The 15,917-nt window shown below is 64.8% G+C and carries 12 protein-coding genes; 2 read left to right on the top strand and 10 right to left on the bottom strand.

Annotated features, from left to right (window positions below):
- Window positions 1–10 precede the first annotated feature (10 nt).
- The 3 genes from AWH62_RS15205 to AWH62_RS15195 all read right to left on the bottom strand — a co-directional run bounded on the left by AWH62_RS15205 (window position 11) and on the right by AWH62_RS15195 (window position 3,085).
- Complete coding sequence (locus AWH62_RS15205) at window positions 11–1,141, bottom strand: hypothetical protein (RefSeq protein WP_143743094.1); 1,131 nt, start codon at window positions 1,139–1,141, stop codon at window positions 11–13.
- Between the two features lie 168 nt (window positions 1,142–1,309).
- Window positions 1,310–2,515, bottom strand: coding sequence for a hypothetical protein (locus AWH62_RS15200; protein ID WP_075191347.1), 1,206 nt, complete (start codon window positions 2,513–2,515; stop codon window positions 1,310–1,312).
- Between the two features lie 108 nt (window positions 2,516–2,623).
- A complete protein-coding gene (locus tag AWH62_RS15195) occupies window positions 2,624–3,085 on the bottom strand; it encodes a hypothetical protein (RefSeq protein WP_075191346.1) in 462 nt (153 codons plus the stop codon).
- 81 nt (window positions 3,086–3,166) lie between these two features.
- On the opposite strand from AWH62_RS15195, the gene AWH62_RS15190 reads away from it, so the two are divergent.
- Window positions 3,167–4,276, top strand: coding sequence for a PQQ-dependent sugar dehydrogenase (locus AWH62_RS15190; RefSeq protein WP_075191345.1), 1,110 nt, complete (start codon window positions 3,167–3,169; stop codon window positions 4,274–4,276).
- Here AWH62_RS15190 and AWH62_RS15185 read toward each other — a convergent pair whose 3' ends face one another.
- The 4 genes from AWH62_RS15185 to AWH62_RS15170 all read right to left on the bottom strand — a co-directional run bounded on the left by AWH62_RS15185 (window position 4,277) and on the right by AWH62_RS15170 (window position 10,817).
- Complete coding sequence (locus AWH62_RS15185; protein WP_075191344.1) at window positions 4,277–7,480, bottom strand: efflux RND transporter permease subunit; 3,204 nt, start codon at window positions 7,478–7,480, stop codon at window positions 4,277–4,279.
- Entirely contained in the window at window positions 7,477–8,550 is a 1,074-nt protein-coding gene (locus AWH62_RS15180; RefSeq protein ID WP_075191343.1) for an efflux RND transporter periplasmic adaptor subunit, read from the bottom strand. The genes AWH62_RS15185 and AWH62_RS15180 overlap by 4 nt, the downstream gene beginning before the upstream one ends.
- Window positions 8,551–8,693: 143 nt before the next feature.
- A complete protein-coding gene (locus AWH62_RS15175) occupies window positions 8,694–9,875 on the bottom strand; it encodes an NAD(P)/FAD-dependent oxidoreductase (protein WP_075191342.1) in 1,182 nt (393 codons plus the stop codon).
- Window positions 9,876–9,878: 3 nt separating this feature from the next.
- A complete protein-coding gene (locus AWH62_RS15170; protein WP_075191341.1) occupies window positions 9,879–10,817 on the bottom strand; it encodes an alpha/beta fold hydrolase in 939 nt (312 codons plus the stop codon).
- An 86-nt stretch (window positions 10,818–10,903) separates the two neighbouring features.
- Between AWH62_RS15170 and glpK the strand changes: the two genes are divergently transcribed.
- Window positions 10,904–12,400: a glycerol kinase GlpK gene (glpK, locus tag AWH62_RS15165; RefSeq protein ID WP_075191473.1), complete on the top strand. Its 1,497-nt coding sequence runs from the start codon at window positions 10,904–10,906 to the stop codon at window positions 12,398–12,400.
- A gap of 4 nt (window positions 12,401–12,404) precedes the next feature.
- On the opposite strand, the gene AWH62_RS15160 is transcribed toward glpK, so the two are convergent.
- Genes AWH62_RS15160 through AWH62_RS15150 form a run of 3 tightly spaced genes read right to left on the bottom strand, consistent with a single transcriptional unit; the run spans window position 12,405 to window position 15,479 of the window.
- Complete coding sequence (locus AWH62_RS15160; protein ID WP_075191340.1) at window positions 12,405–13,550, bottom strand: PLP-dependent aspartate aminotransferase family protein; 1,146 nt, start codon at window positions 13,548–13,550, stop codon at window positions 12,405–12,407.
- 1 nt (window position 13,551) lies between these two features.
- The gene (locus tag AWH62_RS15155) at window positions 13,552–14,490 is read right to left on the bottom strand and encodes a homoserine O-succinyltransferase (protein ID WP_075191339.1); all 939 of its coding nucleotides are present in this window, start codon (window positions 14,488–14,490) and stop codon (window positions 13,552–13,554) included.
- Window positions 14,487–15,479 (bottom strand): homoserine dehydrogenase, encoded by a 993-nt coding sequence (locus tag AWH62_RS15150; RefSeq protein ID WP_075191338.1) that lies wholly within the window; start codon window positions 15,477–15,479, stop codon window positions 14,487–14,489. The genes AWH62_RS15155 and AWH62_RS15150 overlap by 4 nt, the downstream gene beginning before the upstream one ends.
- Window positions 15,480–15,917 lie beyond the last annotated feature (438 nt).

Below are 15,917 nucleotides of genomic sequence, written 5' to 3'. Positions count from 1 at the left end.
GCCGGCAAGGTCACTCCAGCAGGACTTTCGGCACGCCATGGCCGCGATCACGCGTCAGGCTGCGCAGGAAGGAGGGGAAAACCTCCATCGCGTCACGTGCTGACAGCGAGCCGGGATCGCGATGCTGCCACCAGTAATCCCAATAGGAAGTCACATGGGTGAGCGCCGACAGGTCGCTGCCGAAATGGAAAAAATAGCCATCCGCCTTGAGCAGGAAATTGCGGATGGTCGTGGCCTCGCCATTGGCACAAAAACGCTCGAACTCGTGATTGAAATCGTCGAGCACGGAGACCAGGGCAGCCCAGCGTTGCCGGGTTTCCTTGAGAATGTATCGGCGGATCTCGTTGATCTGCTGGCGCTCGTTTGCGGATGCGCCCCGGATGACCAGGTCATCCATGTCGATCACAAAGCGGCGCAGGCGATCGGTCACGTCGTTGAGCTTCCAGCGATAGTAAAGCACGCCCTTCCAGCCGAACATGCCCTTGACGAACTCGTCCCGGGTCATGCCCAGCGTCTGGCGCAGGGCGTTCATCTTCTCGGTTTCCTCGCCATTGATCAGCTCGATGGCGAATTTCAGTGCCCGCTCATCATCCTCGGCGAGGTTTTTTTGTCCGAAGGCCATAGCGACGACGCTGGCGATCTGGCGAGCGACATAGGCCTGCATGGCCTTGCGCTCTTTCGGGGCGATATCGAAATAGCGTGGATCGACCGGCCGTTCATGCTTGAGGAATCGGTCCGCAAGCAGAAATGGGTCGAAGGAGGGCAGGGCGGCGAGTTCCCGCAGACGGTCGATATCGGCATCAAGGCTGTCACCGCTTGATGATGCGAGATCGAGAAACTTGCGCAATTTGGGCAGGCCGCGACGCTCCTCGATGAACAGGGCGTGGCCCCCCATGCCGAGATCGTCAATGGATACCGGGATGATCAGCTTGGTGACCACCGCCAGTTCCGCCGGCAATATCGCCCGTTCGTGCGGACGAACCGTGTGCTTGATCAGGAAGGCGTGATTGAGCCGTCGATGCTGGAAAACCGGGCGTCGGTCAAAGTCGAAATCGTGTGCGTGCCGGCGGCTCGTCGACCAGAGATCGAAGATTCGGCTCGTCGTGCCACCTTGCACCAGTCGTTTCAGATTAGAGTCCATTTCTGCCCTTGCCCGGCCCGAATCCGGTAAACTGGCACAATAGCCGTCATATCTCTCCAAACCGTAATGATCGTGCACGGACGAACAGTGGTCACGGCGTGTGGATCGGTGACCGGATGGGCGCGACACCGTCGGCGCCGGCGCTTCGGGGGATGGCGGCCCAGGGCGTCAGGCGACGCCGATCGCCTGCACGACAGGATGCGGGATGGGAGAACGCATCCGCCGTCGGGCATCGTCGATCCGGGTTGCGCTACCCGGTGAGAAGCGGGTCACGCTGGCGATGAAGTCCGAGAACAACATCATGGCTTCCCGGGCCTGCAGGAAGCCTTTCGAGTTCTGCTTGGCCCAATAGCTCCAATAGCCCGGCACATGGCTGACGGCGGAGAGGTCGCTGCCGACATCATAGAATAGGGTCGGGGCCTTCAACAGGAAGTTCCGGAACCCATTGACATCTTCGCCGCGGCAGAAGCGGCCGAAGACGTGTTCATATTCGTCCATTACCGAGGTCAGATTCTTCCAGCGGTGCCGGGTTTCCTCGATGATCGAGCGGCGCATGTGCTGCAACTCGTTATACTCGTGATCCGACGCGCCGACGATGCTGACGGCCTTGAGCTGTGTGATGAAGGATTTGAGCGCACTGAGCGCCTCGCTCATGCACCAGCGATAGTAGAGGACGCCCTTCCAGCCGAAAATGCCCGATTTGAACTCGATCTCGGTCATGTCGAGGGATTTGCGCAGGGCCTGCATGCGCCCGTCGAGATCGCCGGACAGGAGCTGGCGGGTGAACCGCATCGCGCGCTCATCGTCGCGCCCGCCATCCTCTTCGCCAAAGGCCAAGGCGACGACGGAGACGATTTGCTTGGCGACGGACTGCTCCATCCGTTCGACCTCGGCATCGGTGATGTTGAAGTAACAATCATCGATCGGGCGGACATGGTCGCGGAAGCGTTCGGCCAGAAGAAACGGGTCGAAGGACGGCAGGGCCGCGAGTTCGCGCAGGCGGATCAGGTCGAGATCGAGCAGGTGGGGCTCGTCCTTGCGCTCGAACAGGGTCCGCATCTTGCCGGCAAAACCGATTTCTTCGACGAAGACGGCGTGCCCGCCCAGCGCCAGGTCATCATGGGCCAACGGCACGAGAACCTTGGTCACCACAGGCTGGTTCGACATCACATAGGGGCGTTCATGGGCCCGCACCGTGTGTTTGACTATGAAGCAGCGATTGAGCCGGCCATGCAGGAAAAAGGGATTGTCGGCATGGGCGTCATACTCGCCATATCGACGGGCAATGGAATGCAGGTCGAGAATGCGTGACGTCGCACCGCCCTTGACGATGTTGCGCAGGTCAGACCGGACTGTTTCGCGGATACGGCTCATCGTCACCTCGCTGTCGGGAATTCGAGGCTAGCCTGGCCGGATTTAAGGTTCGGTCTTTGCCGATGGCGGCATTCAAAATTCAATTGAATCGAATGCCGATTGGTGCGGTTAACGCGATGCCGGCTTGAGCCAGGCAAACACGAGGCCGGCGACCAACCCGCCTGCGGAAAGAGTGAGCAGTCCGCCCAGTTCGCGGCTGGCGGCGATGGGTGTGATCGTTGAACCGAGGAGTTCACGATAAACCAGCGTGATGCAGGTGATCATCACCATGACGGCCACCGCGCCGGCCAGTGAGAATCCGACCGGTCGCCAGATGCCGCCGCCCAACAGGGCGGCGATCCATCCGGCGGCCGGGAAGGCAATTGAAAACCCGACAAGCAGGAGCGCAAGCAGGGTCGGTGCAAAGCCCTGCAGGTCGCGCAGGCTGGCGTCGAGACGAACCGCAAACGGAATCTCGGCGCCGATCCGGGCCAGGGCCTGCAGATCGACATGGGTGTTGGCGATGCTGACCAGCACGGTCCCGACCAGCACGGCCAGGAGATGGATCGCGATCATTCGCAACAAGGTCATGCCAGCCTGTCTCCCGGGCACTCTACAGCCGGTTGCAGAGCCTATAGTGTGGCGCACAAGGCGACAATTCGGGAGTTGGACATGCGGTCAATCATATCGGTGATCATTGCGGGCATGCTGATGACGTCGGCGGCATCGGCACAGACCCTGGAGACCCGGGTTTCGGGGCTTGAATATCCGTGGAGCCTGGCCTTCCTGCCCGATGGCCGCATGCTGGTCACCGAGAAACCCGGCCGCTTGCGCATTGTTGACGAGGCCGGTCTGGTGGCCACCCCGGTGGGGGGCGTGCCGGACGTGTTGTGGTCGGGCCAGGGCGGGCTTCTGGACGTCGCCCTGTCGCCCGGTTTCGAGACCGATCACCTGGTTTATCTGAGCTGGAGCGGTGGCAGCGTCGACGACAATACGCTCTATCTCGGGCGTGGTCGGCTGCAGGGCGGCACGTTGGTCGACTTCGAAGTCGTGTTTGAAGCCATGCCGCACCGCCGGACCGATGTGCATTATGGTGGCCGCATCGCCATGATCCCGGCGGAGGCAGACGCGCCGCCGAGCCTGCTCATCGGCATCGGTGATGGTTTCGATTATCGCGAGGAAGCCCAGAATCCGGACACGCATTTCGGCACGTTCGTGCATCTCTTGCTGGACGGCCAACCGGTGCAGCGCACCTTCGAACAGGCAGCGCCCGGCGTGATCTCGATCGGTCACCGCAATCCGCAGGCGGTGGTCCATGATGCGGTCAACCGGGTCATCTATAGCCATGAGCACGGGCCACGCGGCGGTGACGAGATCAATATCCTGGAGGCATCCAGCAATTATGGCTGGCCGATCACCAGTCACGGCATCGACTATACCGGCGCATTGGTCACGCCGTTCGAGGCTTATGCGGGCATGGCCGAGCCGCTGCACGTCTGGGTGCCCTCGATCGCGCCGTCCGGCATGGAGCTTTATCAGGGCGAGATGTTTCCGGAATGGCACGGCGATCTGCTGGTCGCTGCCCTTATCCCTGGCGATGCCGGTGTGCCGTCAGGCCATGTCCGCCGGGTCGATCTGGACGATGGCGACGTGGTCGGCGAGGAGATCCTGTTCGGCGAGGTCGGTGCGCGGATCCGCGATGTCCGGGTCGGGCCGGATGGCGCGGTCTGGCTGTTGACGGACGAGGCCGATGGTCGCCTGATCCGTGTCAGCCGGGACTGATCATTCGGCCGGTTGGGCGTCGCCATTCTCGTCAGCGCGGGCATCGCGGCGTTCAAAGCCCAGCCAGCGGGCCAATCGTGACGGCGCGCCGAGCAGGACCGGGGTGAGGAGCAGGGTGAGCAGGGTTGAAAAACCCAGTCCCCAAACCACCGCCGCCGACAACTGAACCCACCACTCACTGGCCGGACCGCCGATGGACAGGGTTCCGTGCGCGAAATCGGCATTGATCTGGAACACCATTGGCAACAGACCGAAAATCGTCGTGATCGTGGTCAGCATGACCGGACGCAGGCGCTGGGCCGCGGTGCGGACAATCGCCTCATCAACCGGCATGCCCAGACCGCGCAGGCGCTGGAAAGTGTCGATCAGGACGATATTGTTGTTCACCACAATGCCGGCCAGCGTCACCACCCCCGTTCCCAGGAACAGGATGGAGATATAGGGGAAGGTCAGCATCACACCGAGCAACACGCCGACGACCGACAGGACAACCGCCTGCAGCGTCAGCACGACATGCCAGAAATTATTGAACTGCCACAGCAGGATGACCGCCATCATGAAGAGCGAGGCCAGCATCGCGCCGCCGAAAAAGGCGCCGGCTTCGGCATTTTCTTCGTCGGCGCCGAGATAATTCACCTCGACCGAGCGGGGGATGCTGCCGTCGGCGACACGCTCATTGATCCAGCCGCGCAGCTCGGTCAGCAGGATATTGCCGGCATAACCCTCGGCGGCGTTGGCGCGCACGATCAGAACCCGCTTGCCGTCGCGGCGTGAGATTGAGTCAACGCGCTGACGGGCTTCGCGGGTGACGAAATTCGAGATCGGAACGGCACCGGTCGCGGTGTTCACGCGCAGGTCGTCGAGACGCGAGATATCGCGGTCGGCGGCCGGGAAGCGGACCCGGATATCGACTTCTTCATCGGCGTCATCGGGGCGATAGCGGCCGACGAGCGTGCCCGTGGTGACCAGCTGCACGGCGGCGCCCAGCTGGGTCACGTCGGCACCATAGCGACCGGCCTCTTCGCGATCGACATCAAGCCGCCATTCCACGCCTGGCAGCGGCAGTGTGTCGTCAATGTCGGCCAGCCCGTCCATCTGGTCGAGATATCCGCGGACCAGACGCGTCGCGGCCTCCAGCGCCGGGGCATCATTCGAGCGCAGCTCAATCTGGATGTCCTTGCCGACCGGCGGTCCCTGCTGGAAGGGGCGCACTTCGATGATGACGCCGGGAATGCCCGCCATGGCGTCGCGGATGCGGCGCTCGATGAGGCGACCATTGGGGCGCTGCCCAAACGGTTCGAACTCCACGAAGATGCGCGCAACACTGTCGGCGGGCGCGGCCCCGACCCCGTCGAAAGGCGAGGCGCCGGGCGGTGTGCCGGCGACGGTGTAATAGCCTTTGATGCCCTCAATCCCGGCCAGCCGGGTCTCGGCTTCCAGGGCCAGTTCATACTGTTCGGTCGGCGACATGTTGCCGCGGGCGCGGACGAAGACGTAGAGCTGCTCCGGTTCCGCATCGAGGAAAAACTCGGTGCGCATGTTGGATGCGGTCGCGCCGAAACTCATCACGACACTGACGACGATCACCAGGGCCGCGACCGAGACCATGGCCGGTCGCTTGACCAGCCGGGCGATGGTGCGGGCATAGGCGCCGGTCAGGCCGGGCAGGTCGGTGGGATCACTGTCTTCCTGGGCGTTGAGATGGGCGACCGCGCTGTCGGGATCGACCACGCCGCCCTTGCGACCAAAGACCGAACCCAGGGTCGGCAGGAAGATCAGCGCCATGACCAGGGCAGACGTCAACACGAAGATCAGGGTCATCGGCAAGAAGGCCATGTATTGGCCGGGAATGGAATTCCAGAACAGGAAGGGCACAAAGGCGGCCAGCGTCGTGCCGGTCGACGACACGATCGGCCAGAACATGCGCTTGCCGGCGCTGGCATAGGCCTGTTTGCGGGTCTCGCCCTCGGCCAGTTTGCGGTCGGCATATTCGACCACGACGATGGCCCCGTCGACCAGCAGGCCGACGGCCAGGACCATGGCAAACATGACCATGAAATTGACGGTCAGCCCGTACAGGTCGAGGAGCAGGAAGGAGAACAGGAAGCTCGACGGGATCGCGATGCCGACCAGCAGGGCCGAGCGCAGGCCGAGCGCGGCGACCACGATGATCAACACCAGGATGATCGCCAGCATGATCGAGGAGGTCAGGCTCTGCAGGCTGTCGCGGACATAGGTCGACAGGTCGAGCGAGAAATCATGCCGGATGGTTTCCGGCCAGGTCTCGGCAATCCCGTTGGTCAGCGCCCGCACGGCCGCTGCCGTCTCCATGATGTTCTCGCCCGAACGGCGCACGACCTGCAGCGTATAGGCGGGCGCGCCGTTATAGCGGGCGAAACTGTCGGCATCCTTGAAGGTACGGCGAACCGTGGCGACATCCTGCAGGGTGACGACCGTGTCGCCGGAGCGGGTCAGCGGCAGATTGAGGGCGTCGTCGGCCTCCTCGAACAGGCCGGGAACCTTGACCTGGAAACGGGCTTCACCGCTGTCGAGCGAGCCGGCGGCGATCAGGCGATTATTGGACTGAACGGCGTTGAACAGCTGCGCATAGGTGACGCCATAGGTTTCCAGCCGGGCCGGGTCGATGACGATTTCCAGCACTTCCTCGCGCAGGCCCTGAATGTCGACCTGGAGGATTTGCGGCAGGGCCTCAAGCTCGTCCTCAAGCATGCGGGCGGTGCGATAGAGAGCCCGTTCCGGCGCTTCGCCATAGATTTGCACGGCGATGGTCGGTGCGAGGGCGGAGTTGAATTCCTGGATGACCGGTTCGCGCACATCCTCGGGATATTCCCGACGCGCCATGTCGACCGCCTCGCGGACATCGAGGACCGACTGGTCGGCATCGAAGGGAACATCGAACTCGGCGACGAGTGTGCCGGCGCCGAGCGCAGCCGTTCCGTTCAGTTCTTCCAGCCCTTCAATGGCCCGCATCTCGGTCTCGGTCGGGCGCACGATCAGGCGCTCGGCGTCCTCCGGCGAGATGCCATCCAGCGGCACGACCACGATGACGAAGGGGAAGGGGATATCCGGATCGGCTTCGCGCGGCAGGGTGATAAAGGCCAACAGGCCGGCGAGCAGTGCGCACACGAAGATCGCCAGGATCATGCGCGCCCGGCCGATCGCGAAGTCGACAATGCCGGTCAACGGCCTGCACCCTCCGGCCGCACCTCGACCCGGGTGCCATCGGACACGAAGTCCTGGCCCAGCACGATGACGTCCGCCGTCTCCGGCAGACCGCTGATCCAGACTTGCTCACCATCATCGCTCAAGAGCTCGATCGGCAGGAAGCGGACCGTGTCACCATCCTCGATGATGCGAACACCCAGGTCACCGTTGGAGTCGAGCGCCAGGATGGAGGCGGGCACGCGGTGCGCCGGTTCCGGTGCCAGGTTGAGGCGAATTTCGGCGGTCACACCCGAGCGGATCGCGCCGTCCGGATTGGGCACTTCCAGTTCGACGCGGAAGGTGCGGGTTGCTGGATTGGCGCGTCGTTCGACGAAGCGGATAGTGCCGTCAACCTGTTGCCCGCTGAGCAGGCGCGCGGTGCCGGGCATGCCCGGTTGCAGCGAGCCGACATCGCGTTCGGCCACTTCGGCGATGATCAGGATCGGATCGAGCTGCAGCACCGTGCCGCAAGCGTCGCCGGTGCGCAGGAAGTCGCCGATCTCGGCGTCGCGGCCATCGAAATATCCGTCGAAGGGGACGCGCAGTTCGATATTGGCCAATTCCTCGCGGGCGGCCCGCAGCTGCGCCCGGGCGCCATCGCGAACGGCTTCCGCCGCGGCGACCTGGTTGGCCGAGCGGTGGCCACGGGCCAGCAGTTCGGCGGCGGCATCATATTCCAGCTGCCGGGTGCGCAGTTCGGCTTCCGCCTGATCGACGGCGGCGCCGCGGGCATCGACATCAAGCCGACACACCACATCGCCGGCCGAGACCGGGCTGCCTTCCAGAATGGGTGCTTCAACGACACGGCCACCGGTTTCAGCCCGCACGGTGACGGCGCGGATCGCTTCGGTCCGCCCACGCAGGCGCAATTCCGCTGGCCGCGGTGCTGCCGTGACGGTGCGGGTGACGACTTCGAACAGGGGCTGGTCACCGGCCGACGCATCGCTTTCGGTGACCGCATCACTGCGGAAGACAGTGCCAAGGGTAAAAAGCAGGACAACCGCGACAAAGATGCCTGCCGCAGAGAGGTAGGAGGTATTCAACTTCATGGCCAAAATGTTCTCGTCGGGTGTCGCTCGACGCGGCGCCGATCCGGCGAACGCCGTTTACCCACCAGAGATACCTCCCATCCCGTTTTGTGGCGAGAAGAAATCCGCGACAAATTTGTCGCGCCCTTCCGCTCGTTTGATTGTCAGGCGACCTGACCGGCACACCAGCCGGACGACCATGCCCATTGAAAGTTGTATCCGCCAAGCCAACCCGTTACGTCAACAACTTCTCCGATGAAAAACAGCCCGGGCGCGGTGCGGGCCTGAAGGGTCCGGCTGTCCAGCGATGCGGTGTCGACGCCGCCCAGCGTGACCTCGGCCGTGCGATAACCTTCCGACCCCGTCGGGGTGAGTGGCCAGGCGGCCAGACGGTCGGTGAAAGCCCGCAGTTTCTTGTCCGACTGGTCGGCGAGATTGCCGGCCAGGCCGGCCTCCTCAACCAGCATCTGGGCGAGGCGTTTGGGTATGTGTTCGGCCAGCGCGGTCTGTATTGCCTGGCGGCCATTGTGTTGACGGGCGGCGCGCAGCAGGGCGAAGACATCCAGATCGGGCCGGATATGCAGCCGGATTTCCTCGCCTTCCCGCCAGTATGAGGAAATCTGCAGGATGGCCGGGCCGGACAGGCCGCGATGGGTGAACAGCATCGCTTCTTCAAAACGGGTTTTGCCGTGACAGGCCGCGCCGTCGACGGCGACCCCGGCAAGCGGCTTGAAACGGGTCAGCGTGTCGGGATCGAAAGTCAGCGGCACGAGGCCGGGCCGGGTCTCGACCAGGCCAAGGCCGAACTGGCGGGCGACCTCATAGCCAAAGCCCGTGGCGCCCATTTTTGGGATCGATTTGCCACCCGAGGCGATAACAAGCGAGGCCGCATCCAGTGTCGATCCGTCAGACAGTCCGACGGCAAAGCCCTCGCCCTTGCGCTCGACGCCGGTCACCGATGTCGACAGGCGCAGTTCGCCGCCGACCTGGCGCAGGTCTTTCAGCAGGGCCGCGATGATGTCCTTGGCGGAATGGTCGCAGAAGAGCTGGCCCAGCGTCTTTTCATGCCAGGCAATGCCATGGCGATTGACCCAGTCGATGAAATCCCACTGGGTGTAGCGCTTCAGCGCTGACTTGGCGAAATGCCGGTTCTGCGACAGGAAATTTTCCGGCGTGGCGTGCATATTGGTGAAATTGCAGCGCCCGCCGCCGGAGATGCGGATCTTCTCGCCCGGCGCCTTGGCGTGCTCGATCAGCGTGACCGAGCGCCCGCGCTTGCCCGCCTCGATGGCGCACATCAGACCGGCGGCGCCGGCGCCAATGATGACGACATCACGGGTTGGCATGGCTCAGCCGGTGACCCGGTCGAGCCAGTCGGCAAAGGCGTCGATCTGGGCGTCGCGGCCGATCTCGTTCATCGTTTCGTGGCGGAAATCCTTGAGCACTTCCAGGCGAACATCGGTCAGCCCGGCCTTCTTCAGGCGTTTGGCCAGGGCCTGCATCGATTTGCCACCCTCGGTCGCCGGGTCTTTCGAGCCGGCTATCAGGTGCATCGGCAGGGCCTTGGGCAGGGCGGCCAGCTTGCTGTCATCCTCGGCATGGGCGACGCCTGTGAGAAAATCGCGCCACAGGGAGACCGTCGAGGGCCATCCGCTCAGCGGATCATTGACGTAGGCATCGACCTCATCGGTATCGCGCGACAGCCAGTCGGCATCGCTGCGGCCTTCCGGGAAGCGCTTGTTCCAGGCCTTGAAGGTGAGCGTGTCCAGCGTGTGGCTGGTCGCCAGCTTGCCGCCGCCGAACAGGGCTTCAAAGAAGAGCACCAAGCGCATCACGCCTTTCAACGGGCCGAGCGCCATATTGCCGTTCCAGATCGCCGCCGCGGTGACGCTGTCGGGCGCTCGCAGGACATGATTGAAGGCGATCACCGATCCCATGGAATGACCGAAAATCACCAGCGGCAGGCCGGGCCAGCGGCGCCGGGCCTCGGTGTGGACGGCGGCGACGTCCTGCATCAGCTTGTCCCAGCCATTCTCGTCGGCAAAGCGCCGTGGCCCGCCGTCGCTGGATGTCGTCGCGCCATGGCCGCGATGGTCCTGGGCGATGACGTGATAGCCGCGTCCTGCCAGCTGCGCCGCCATGCGGGCATAGCGTCCGGCATGTTCGGCGAGGCCGTGATTGATGTGGACGATGCCGCGCGGCGTGGCCGCGGCGTCATGCGTGTAAATCGCCAGATCGGCACCGCTGGGGCTGGCCAACCGTTCGAGCCTGAATTCTGCGTCGCTCATGCATCCTCCACTTTGGTCATGAACCTAGCGCGTTTTCTCCGGCGCCGTCAGGGCTATAGTCACAGTCGCAATCGGGGAGGATGGCGATGTTTTCCAAACGCAAGGCACTGCTGGCGATCGATCAGGGTACAACCAGTTCGCGGGCGGTGATCTTCAAGCCGGATGGCGATGTCGTGGCCACCGCCCAGCGGGAATTCCAGCAAATCTATCCCAAGCCGGGCTGGGTCGAGCATGACCCCGACGTGATCTGGGCCACCGTCCGTGCGACGGCCCGTGAAGCCCTGGCGGCGGCCGACAAGGCCGGCTACCGCGCCGAGGCGATCGGCATCACCAATCAGCGCGAGACGACCCTGGTCTGGGACCGGGCGACCGGCGAGGCGATCCACAATGCCATCGTCTGGCAGGACCGGCGCACCGCCGAGCGCTGCGCGGCGCTGCGGGCGGAAGGTCATGAGACGATGGTCACGCAAAAGACCGGCCTTGTTCTCGACCCCTATTTCTCGGCCACCAAGATCGCCTGGATCCTTGATCGTGTCGACGGCGCCCGGGCTCGCGCCGAGGCGGGCGAGCTGGCTTTCGGCACGGTCGACAGCTGGTTGATCTGGAAGCTCACCGGTGGCGCGGTCCATGCCACCGACGCGACCAATGCCAGCCGGACGGCGCTGTTCGACATCACGGCCAATCGTTGGGACGAAGACCTGTGCGCCCTGTTTGATGTGCCGCCTGCCCTGTTGCCCGAGGTGCGCGACAGTGCCGGTGATTTCGGTGTGGCGGACAAGTCTGTATTGGGACAGGCGCTGCCGATCACCGGTGTCGCCGGCGACCAGCAGGCGGCCGCCATCGGCCAAGTCTGCCTGGCGCCGGGCGAGATGAAATCAACCTATGGCACCGGCGCTTTCGTGCTGATCAATACCGGCGACAAGCCGGTGCGCTCCAGCAAGAAACTCCTGGCCACCATCGCCTACCGGATCGGCGGCACGACGACCTATGCCCTAGAAGGCTCGGTGCTGTCGGCGGGCGCGACGGTGCAATGGCTGCGTGATGGTCTCGGCCTGATCGCCAAGTCTTCGGAGATCGAGGCGCTGGCCCTGAGTGCCGATCCCGATAGCGGCGTTTATCTGGTGCCGGCTTTCACCGGTCTTGGCGCGCCCTATTGGGATGCCGAGGCCCGCGGCGCGCTGGTCGGGCTGACCCGGGGCTCGGGCCGGGCCGAAATTGCCCGGGCGGCGCTCGACAGTTCGGTGCATCAGACTTGCGACCTGCTGGATGCGATGGCAGCCGATGGTGTTGAAGCACTCAGCCTGCGGGTCGATGGCGGCATGGCGGCCAATGACGCGTTTCTGCAACGCCTCGCCGATCTGACCGGGATCGAGGCGGTGCGACCGGTCAGTATCGAGGCGACGGCTTGGGGCGCGGCCTTCCTGGCGGGCCTGGGCTGCGGCATGTTTTCCTCACTCGAGGATGGTCGCAAGCTGTGGGCGGCCGACCGCCGCTTTGCTCCGGAGACGGACGAGGACCGGCGGAGGGCAGACCGCAAGGGCTGGCATGAGGCCGTGGCCCGGGTCCGCTCGGACGCTGTGTGACAGGTCAGGCCGATAGCGCCCGGTCGAGATCGGCGATCTGGTCGGCCGGGCTTTCCAGCCCGATCGAGAGCCGGATCAGGCTGTCAGCGACACCGGCTTCGGCTCGGGCTTCCGGTGACATTGAGGCATGGGTCATCAGGGCCGGGATGCAGCACAGGCTTTCCACCCCGCCCAGCGACTGGGCCAGCGTGAAAATCTCCAGCGACGAGACGACGTCGCGCGGAGCGGGCGCGCCCTTGGCCAGTTCGAGGCTGATCAGCTGGCCGAACCCGTCCTGCTGGCGCAGGGCGAGGGCGTGGCCGGGATGGCTTTCCAGTCCGGGGTAATCGACCCGGGCGACGCGCGGATCGGCGTCCAGCCATCTGGCGACCTGAAGCGCGCTCTCGCACTGGGCCTTGGCCCGCAGCGGCAGGGTGCGCAGGCCTCGCAGGGCGAGATAGCTGTCGAACGCGGCGGCGCCCGTGCCGACGCAATTGGCCCACCAGGTCAGCTCGGCGACCCGTTCCGGATCGGCGCAGCACACCACGCCACCCACCATGTCGGAATGGCCGTTGAGGAGTTTGGTCACCGATTGCACGGAATAGTCCGCGCCCCAGTCGAGTGGCCGCTGCAGGACTGGCGACATCACCGTATTATCGACGGCCAGCTCGGTCCCTGCATTGCGGGCCAGGCGCACCAGGCCCTTGATGTCGGTGATGCGCAGGCGGGGATTGGACGGGGTCTCGGCGATGATCAGGGCGGCGTCCTCGTTGAGGGCGTCGGCGACCTTGTCGAGATCGGTGGTGTCGACATAGACCGGCACCAGACGACCGCCGCGACCGCGGGCATCGAGCAGGCGCCGTGTGCCGCCATAGGCGTCGTGCGAACAGATCACCCGGGCGCCATGTGGCAGGTCGTGCAGCAAGAGGTCGATCGCTGCCATGCCTGATCCGGTGACGATGGCCCCGGCGGCGTTTTCCAGCTCGGCGATGGCGTCGGCCAGCAGTGAACGGCCCGGATTGGCGGTACGGGCATAGTCGAAGGCCGGCTGGATCGCCGGGTCCTCGCGCCGATAGGCGGTCGACAGCGACAGCGGCGGGATGACGGCGTTCCAGCTCCGGTCGGTGTTCAGACCGGCCCGGATGGCCTTGGTGCGTTGATCGCTCGACATGTCAGCTCCCGAAAATCTCGTCCAGTGTGGCGCCGATGATAGCGTCTTCCTTGAGGAAGGCGTCATGGCCAAAGACAGAGCTGAGCGTGATTAGCCGGCTCCGCGGTGTCCGCTTGGCGGCGTCGGCAATCTGGTCGGCGGGCACAAGCCGGTCCTCAAGCGCTGCGATGTAGGTCACCCGGCATTTCAGACCGCCGACCTCGACCCGGTGTTCGTCCATCGATCGTGACAGGGCGAGGAAGCGTTGCGGGTCGACCGTGTCGGCCCAGGCTTCGCCACGCGCCGCCAGATAGGTGGCGACACCGCCGGCATCGCGGCTGTCCGGATCAGGATCGGCGAAGCGGGCCTCGAATTCGTCCGGTGTGCGATAGGTCGTCATGGCGAGGCGGCGGGCCAGGTCGAGTCCGGCCTTGCCATCGCCCAGGCGCAGCGCCATCTCGACCGTGTCGCGCTGGATCGAGCGCCAGGCCTTGGCCATCTCGCTCGAGCGGTCGGCGGCCGAGATTACCACCAGTTCGCGCACCCGTTCCGGGGCCAATTCGGCCAGCGCCAGGCCGATCATGCCGCCATAGGAGGAACCGACAATGGCCAGGTCGCGGATATCGGCTGCGTCGGCCAGGGCGAGAATGGCGCGCGCCTGGTCCTGTGTGGTCGGGAAGGGATGGATGTCGGCGCCGATGAAATCAAAGGACAGGATGCGATGGCGATTGGTATCGATCGGCTTGCCGGGGCCGGCCTGTTGACGCCACCAGCCATTGTCGTTTGCCGTATCGGCGACATTCCGGCCTGAGGAAATGCCACCCAGTACGAGGATGGTCGGCGCGCCTTCCGGCCCGGTCAGGCGGCCATGGACCGGAACTGGCGAACCGGTCGCGGTGAGGGCGATGGTCGAGATGTCGCGACATCGACGACCGGGCGGGTGTTCCAGGGTCACGCTCATCGCGTCCCGACCTTCGCGAGCAAGGCGCGGACGTCGGACAGGACCGAGCCGGCGGTCGGCGTTTGGCCGGCGCCCTTGCCATTGAGCACGATCATGGTGCCGCTGGCGCAGCGGATTTCCACGGCATTCTCCTCATTTTCGACCCGCGCCAACGGGTGGTCCTCCGGCAGGGCGATCAGGCGGACGCTGGCGCTGATCCCGTCCTCGCCGGCGACCAGCTCGGCGAGCTGGCGATAACGCAGCCCGTGTTCGCGGGCACCGAGGACCTGGCCGACCGAGAGGTCGAACAGGCTGTCGGCGGGGATGGCATAGGCGTCCGGGGCGATGTCGAAGGCGGTGCGGGCGATCAGGGCCAGCTTTGCGGCGGCGTCCAGGCCGTCGAGATCGGCACTGGGGTCTTCCTCGGCGAAGCCGGCAGCCTGGGCGGCTGTGATGGCGTCGTCAAAGCCGATGCCGTTTTCCAGCAGGCCGAGCACGAAATTGGAGGTGCCGTTCAGCACGCCGCGAACCCGGGTGATCGTTTCGCCGGCAGCTTTCAGGCGGGCGACGGTCTCCAGCACCGGCACGCCGCCGCCGACCGCGGCTGAATAGGCAAAGCCGGTGCCGGCGCGGCGGGCGCGGGCTTCAAGGTCCGGGCGGCGGGCGATGACGGCCTTGTTCGCGGAGATGACATGGATGCCGCGTCCAACCGCCAGGGCGAGGGCTTTTTCGGCGGCGCCGCAATCGGGCAGACCGTCGATCACGAGGTCCGGCCCGGTATCGAAAGCCGCGGTGAGATCGGTCAGCCAGGCATAACGCTCATCACCCCGGCGGCGCGGTTTGCGGGTAATGATGGCTGCGATTTCGACCTGGGTCTCCATCGCTTCAAGCCCGGCCAGGACACCGGCATTGACCGTGCCGCAGCCCAACAGGACCACGCGCAAGCGTGGTGTCAGAGCCGTCGCCGGCATTGTGTGAAGGGGGTAATCAAGCGCCGCAACCAGGGACATCGAACCACAATCCGTCTGGGCGGATAGCGCGGCACGCCGATTGCGGGATGCTGCCGAGGCGAAAATATGCGTGGCGTTTGCCGGGCCTCGTCTGATCCGCTTTAGCCGCACTTTTTCCGCGCCCGCAAGCTAGACATCAAATCGGCGCGACTTCACGTATAAAGATATGTTTATATGTGTCAAGGTCGCGCTTGCATGGAGGCTGCCGTCCACCGCCTTCCCGCCCGTCCGGCGGCGCGGATGCGCCAGAGTGGAAAGCCCGGTCCGGCCGGCGGGAAGGCGGTCTGATTGACGGTCTCCTTTCCTGTGGTTTGAATGAACGACAAGCCTGCCCACGCCACGGCGCTTACGCCTGGCGGTTTGGGCAGTTGAGGGGTGCGAGGTGCCTTGCCGGTGCCTTGCTATGTAAGTTTTGTGGGTGGCGCCGGGGGCACCTCG

This window comes from Maricaulis sp. W15 (assembly GCF_001924955.1).
GTDB classification, from domain to species: Bacteria; Pseudomonadota; Alphaproteobacteria; order Caulobacterales; family Maricaulaceae; genus Maricaulis; species Maricaulis maris.
This window is presented reverse-complemented; position numbering and strand designations above follow the sequence as displayed.

Coding starts and splice junctions, on each gene's coding strand:
- AWH62_RS15205 (WP_143743094.1), bottom strand. CDS start 1,141: ATGGACTCTAATCTGAAACGACTGGTGCAAGGTGGCACGACGAGCCGA.
- AWH62_RS15200 (WP_075191347.1), bottom strand. CDS start 2,515: ATGAGCCGTATCCGCGAAACAGTCCGGTCTGACCTGCGCAACATCGTC.
- AWH62_RS15195 (WP_075191346.1), bottom strand. CDS start 3,085: ATGACCTTGTTGCGAATGATCGCGATCCATCTCCTGGCCGTGCTGGTC.
- AWH62_RS15190 (WP_075191345.1), top strand. CDS start 3,167: ATGCGGTCAATCATATCGGTGATCATTGCGGGCATGCTGATGACGTCG.
- AWH62_RS15180 (WP_075191343.1), bottom strand. CDS start 8,550: ATGAAGTTGAATACCTCCTACCTCTCTGCGGCAGGCATCTTTGTCGCG.
- AWH62_RS15175 (WP_075191342.1), bottom strand. CDS start 9,875: ATGCCAACCCGTGATGTCGTCATCATTGGCGCCGGCGCCGCCGGTCTG.
- AWH62_RS15170 (WP_075191341.1), bottom strand. CDS start 10,817: ATGAGCGACGCAGAATTCAGGCTCGAACGGTTGGCCAGCCCCAGCGGT.
- glpK (WP_075191473.1), top strand. CDS start 10,904: ATGTTTTCCAAACGCAAGGCACTGCTGGCGATCGATCAGGGTACAACC.
- AWH62_RS15160 (WP_075191340.1), bottom strand. CDS start 13,550: ATGTCGAGCGATCAACGCACCAAGGCCATCCGGGCCGGTCTGAACACC.
- AWH62_RS15155 (WP_075191339.1), bottom strand. CDS start 14,490: ATGAGCGTGACCCTGGAACACCCGCCCGGTCGTCGATGTCGCGACATC.
- AWH62_RS15150 (WP_075191338.1), bottom strand. CDS start 15,479: ATGTCCCTGGTTGCGGCGCTTGATTACCCCCTTCACACAATGCCGGCG.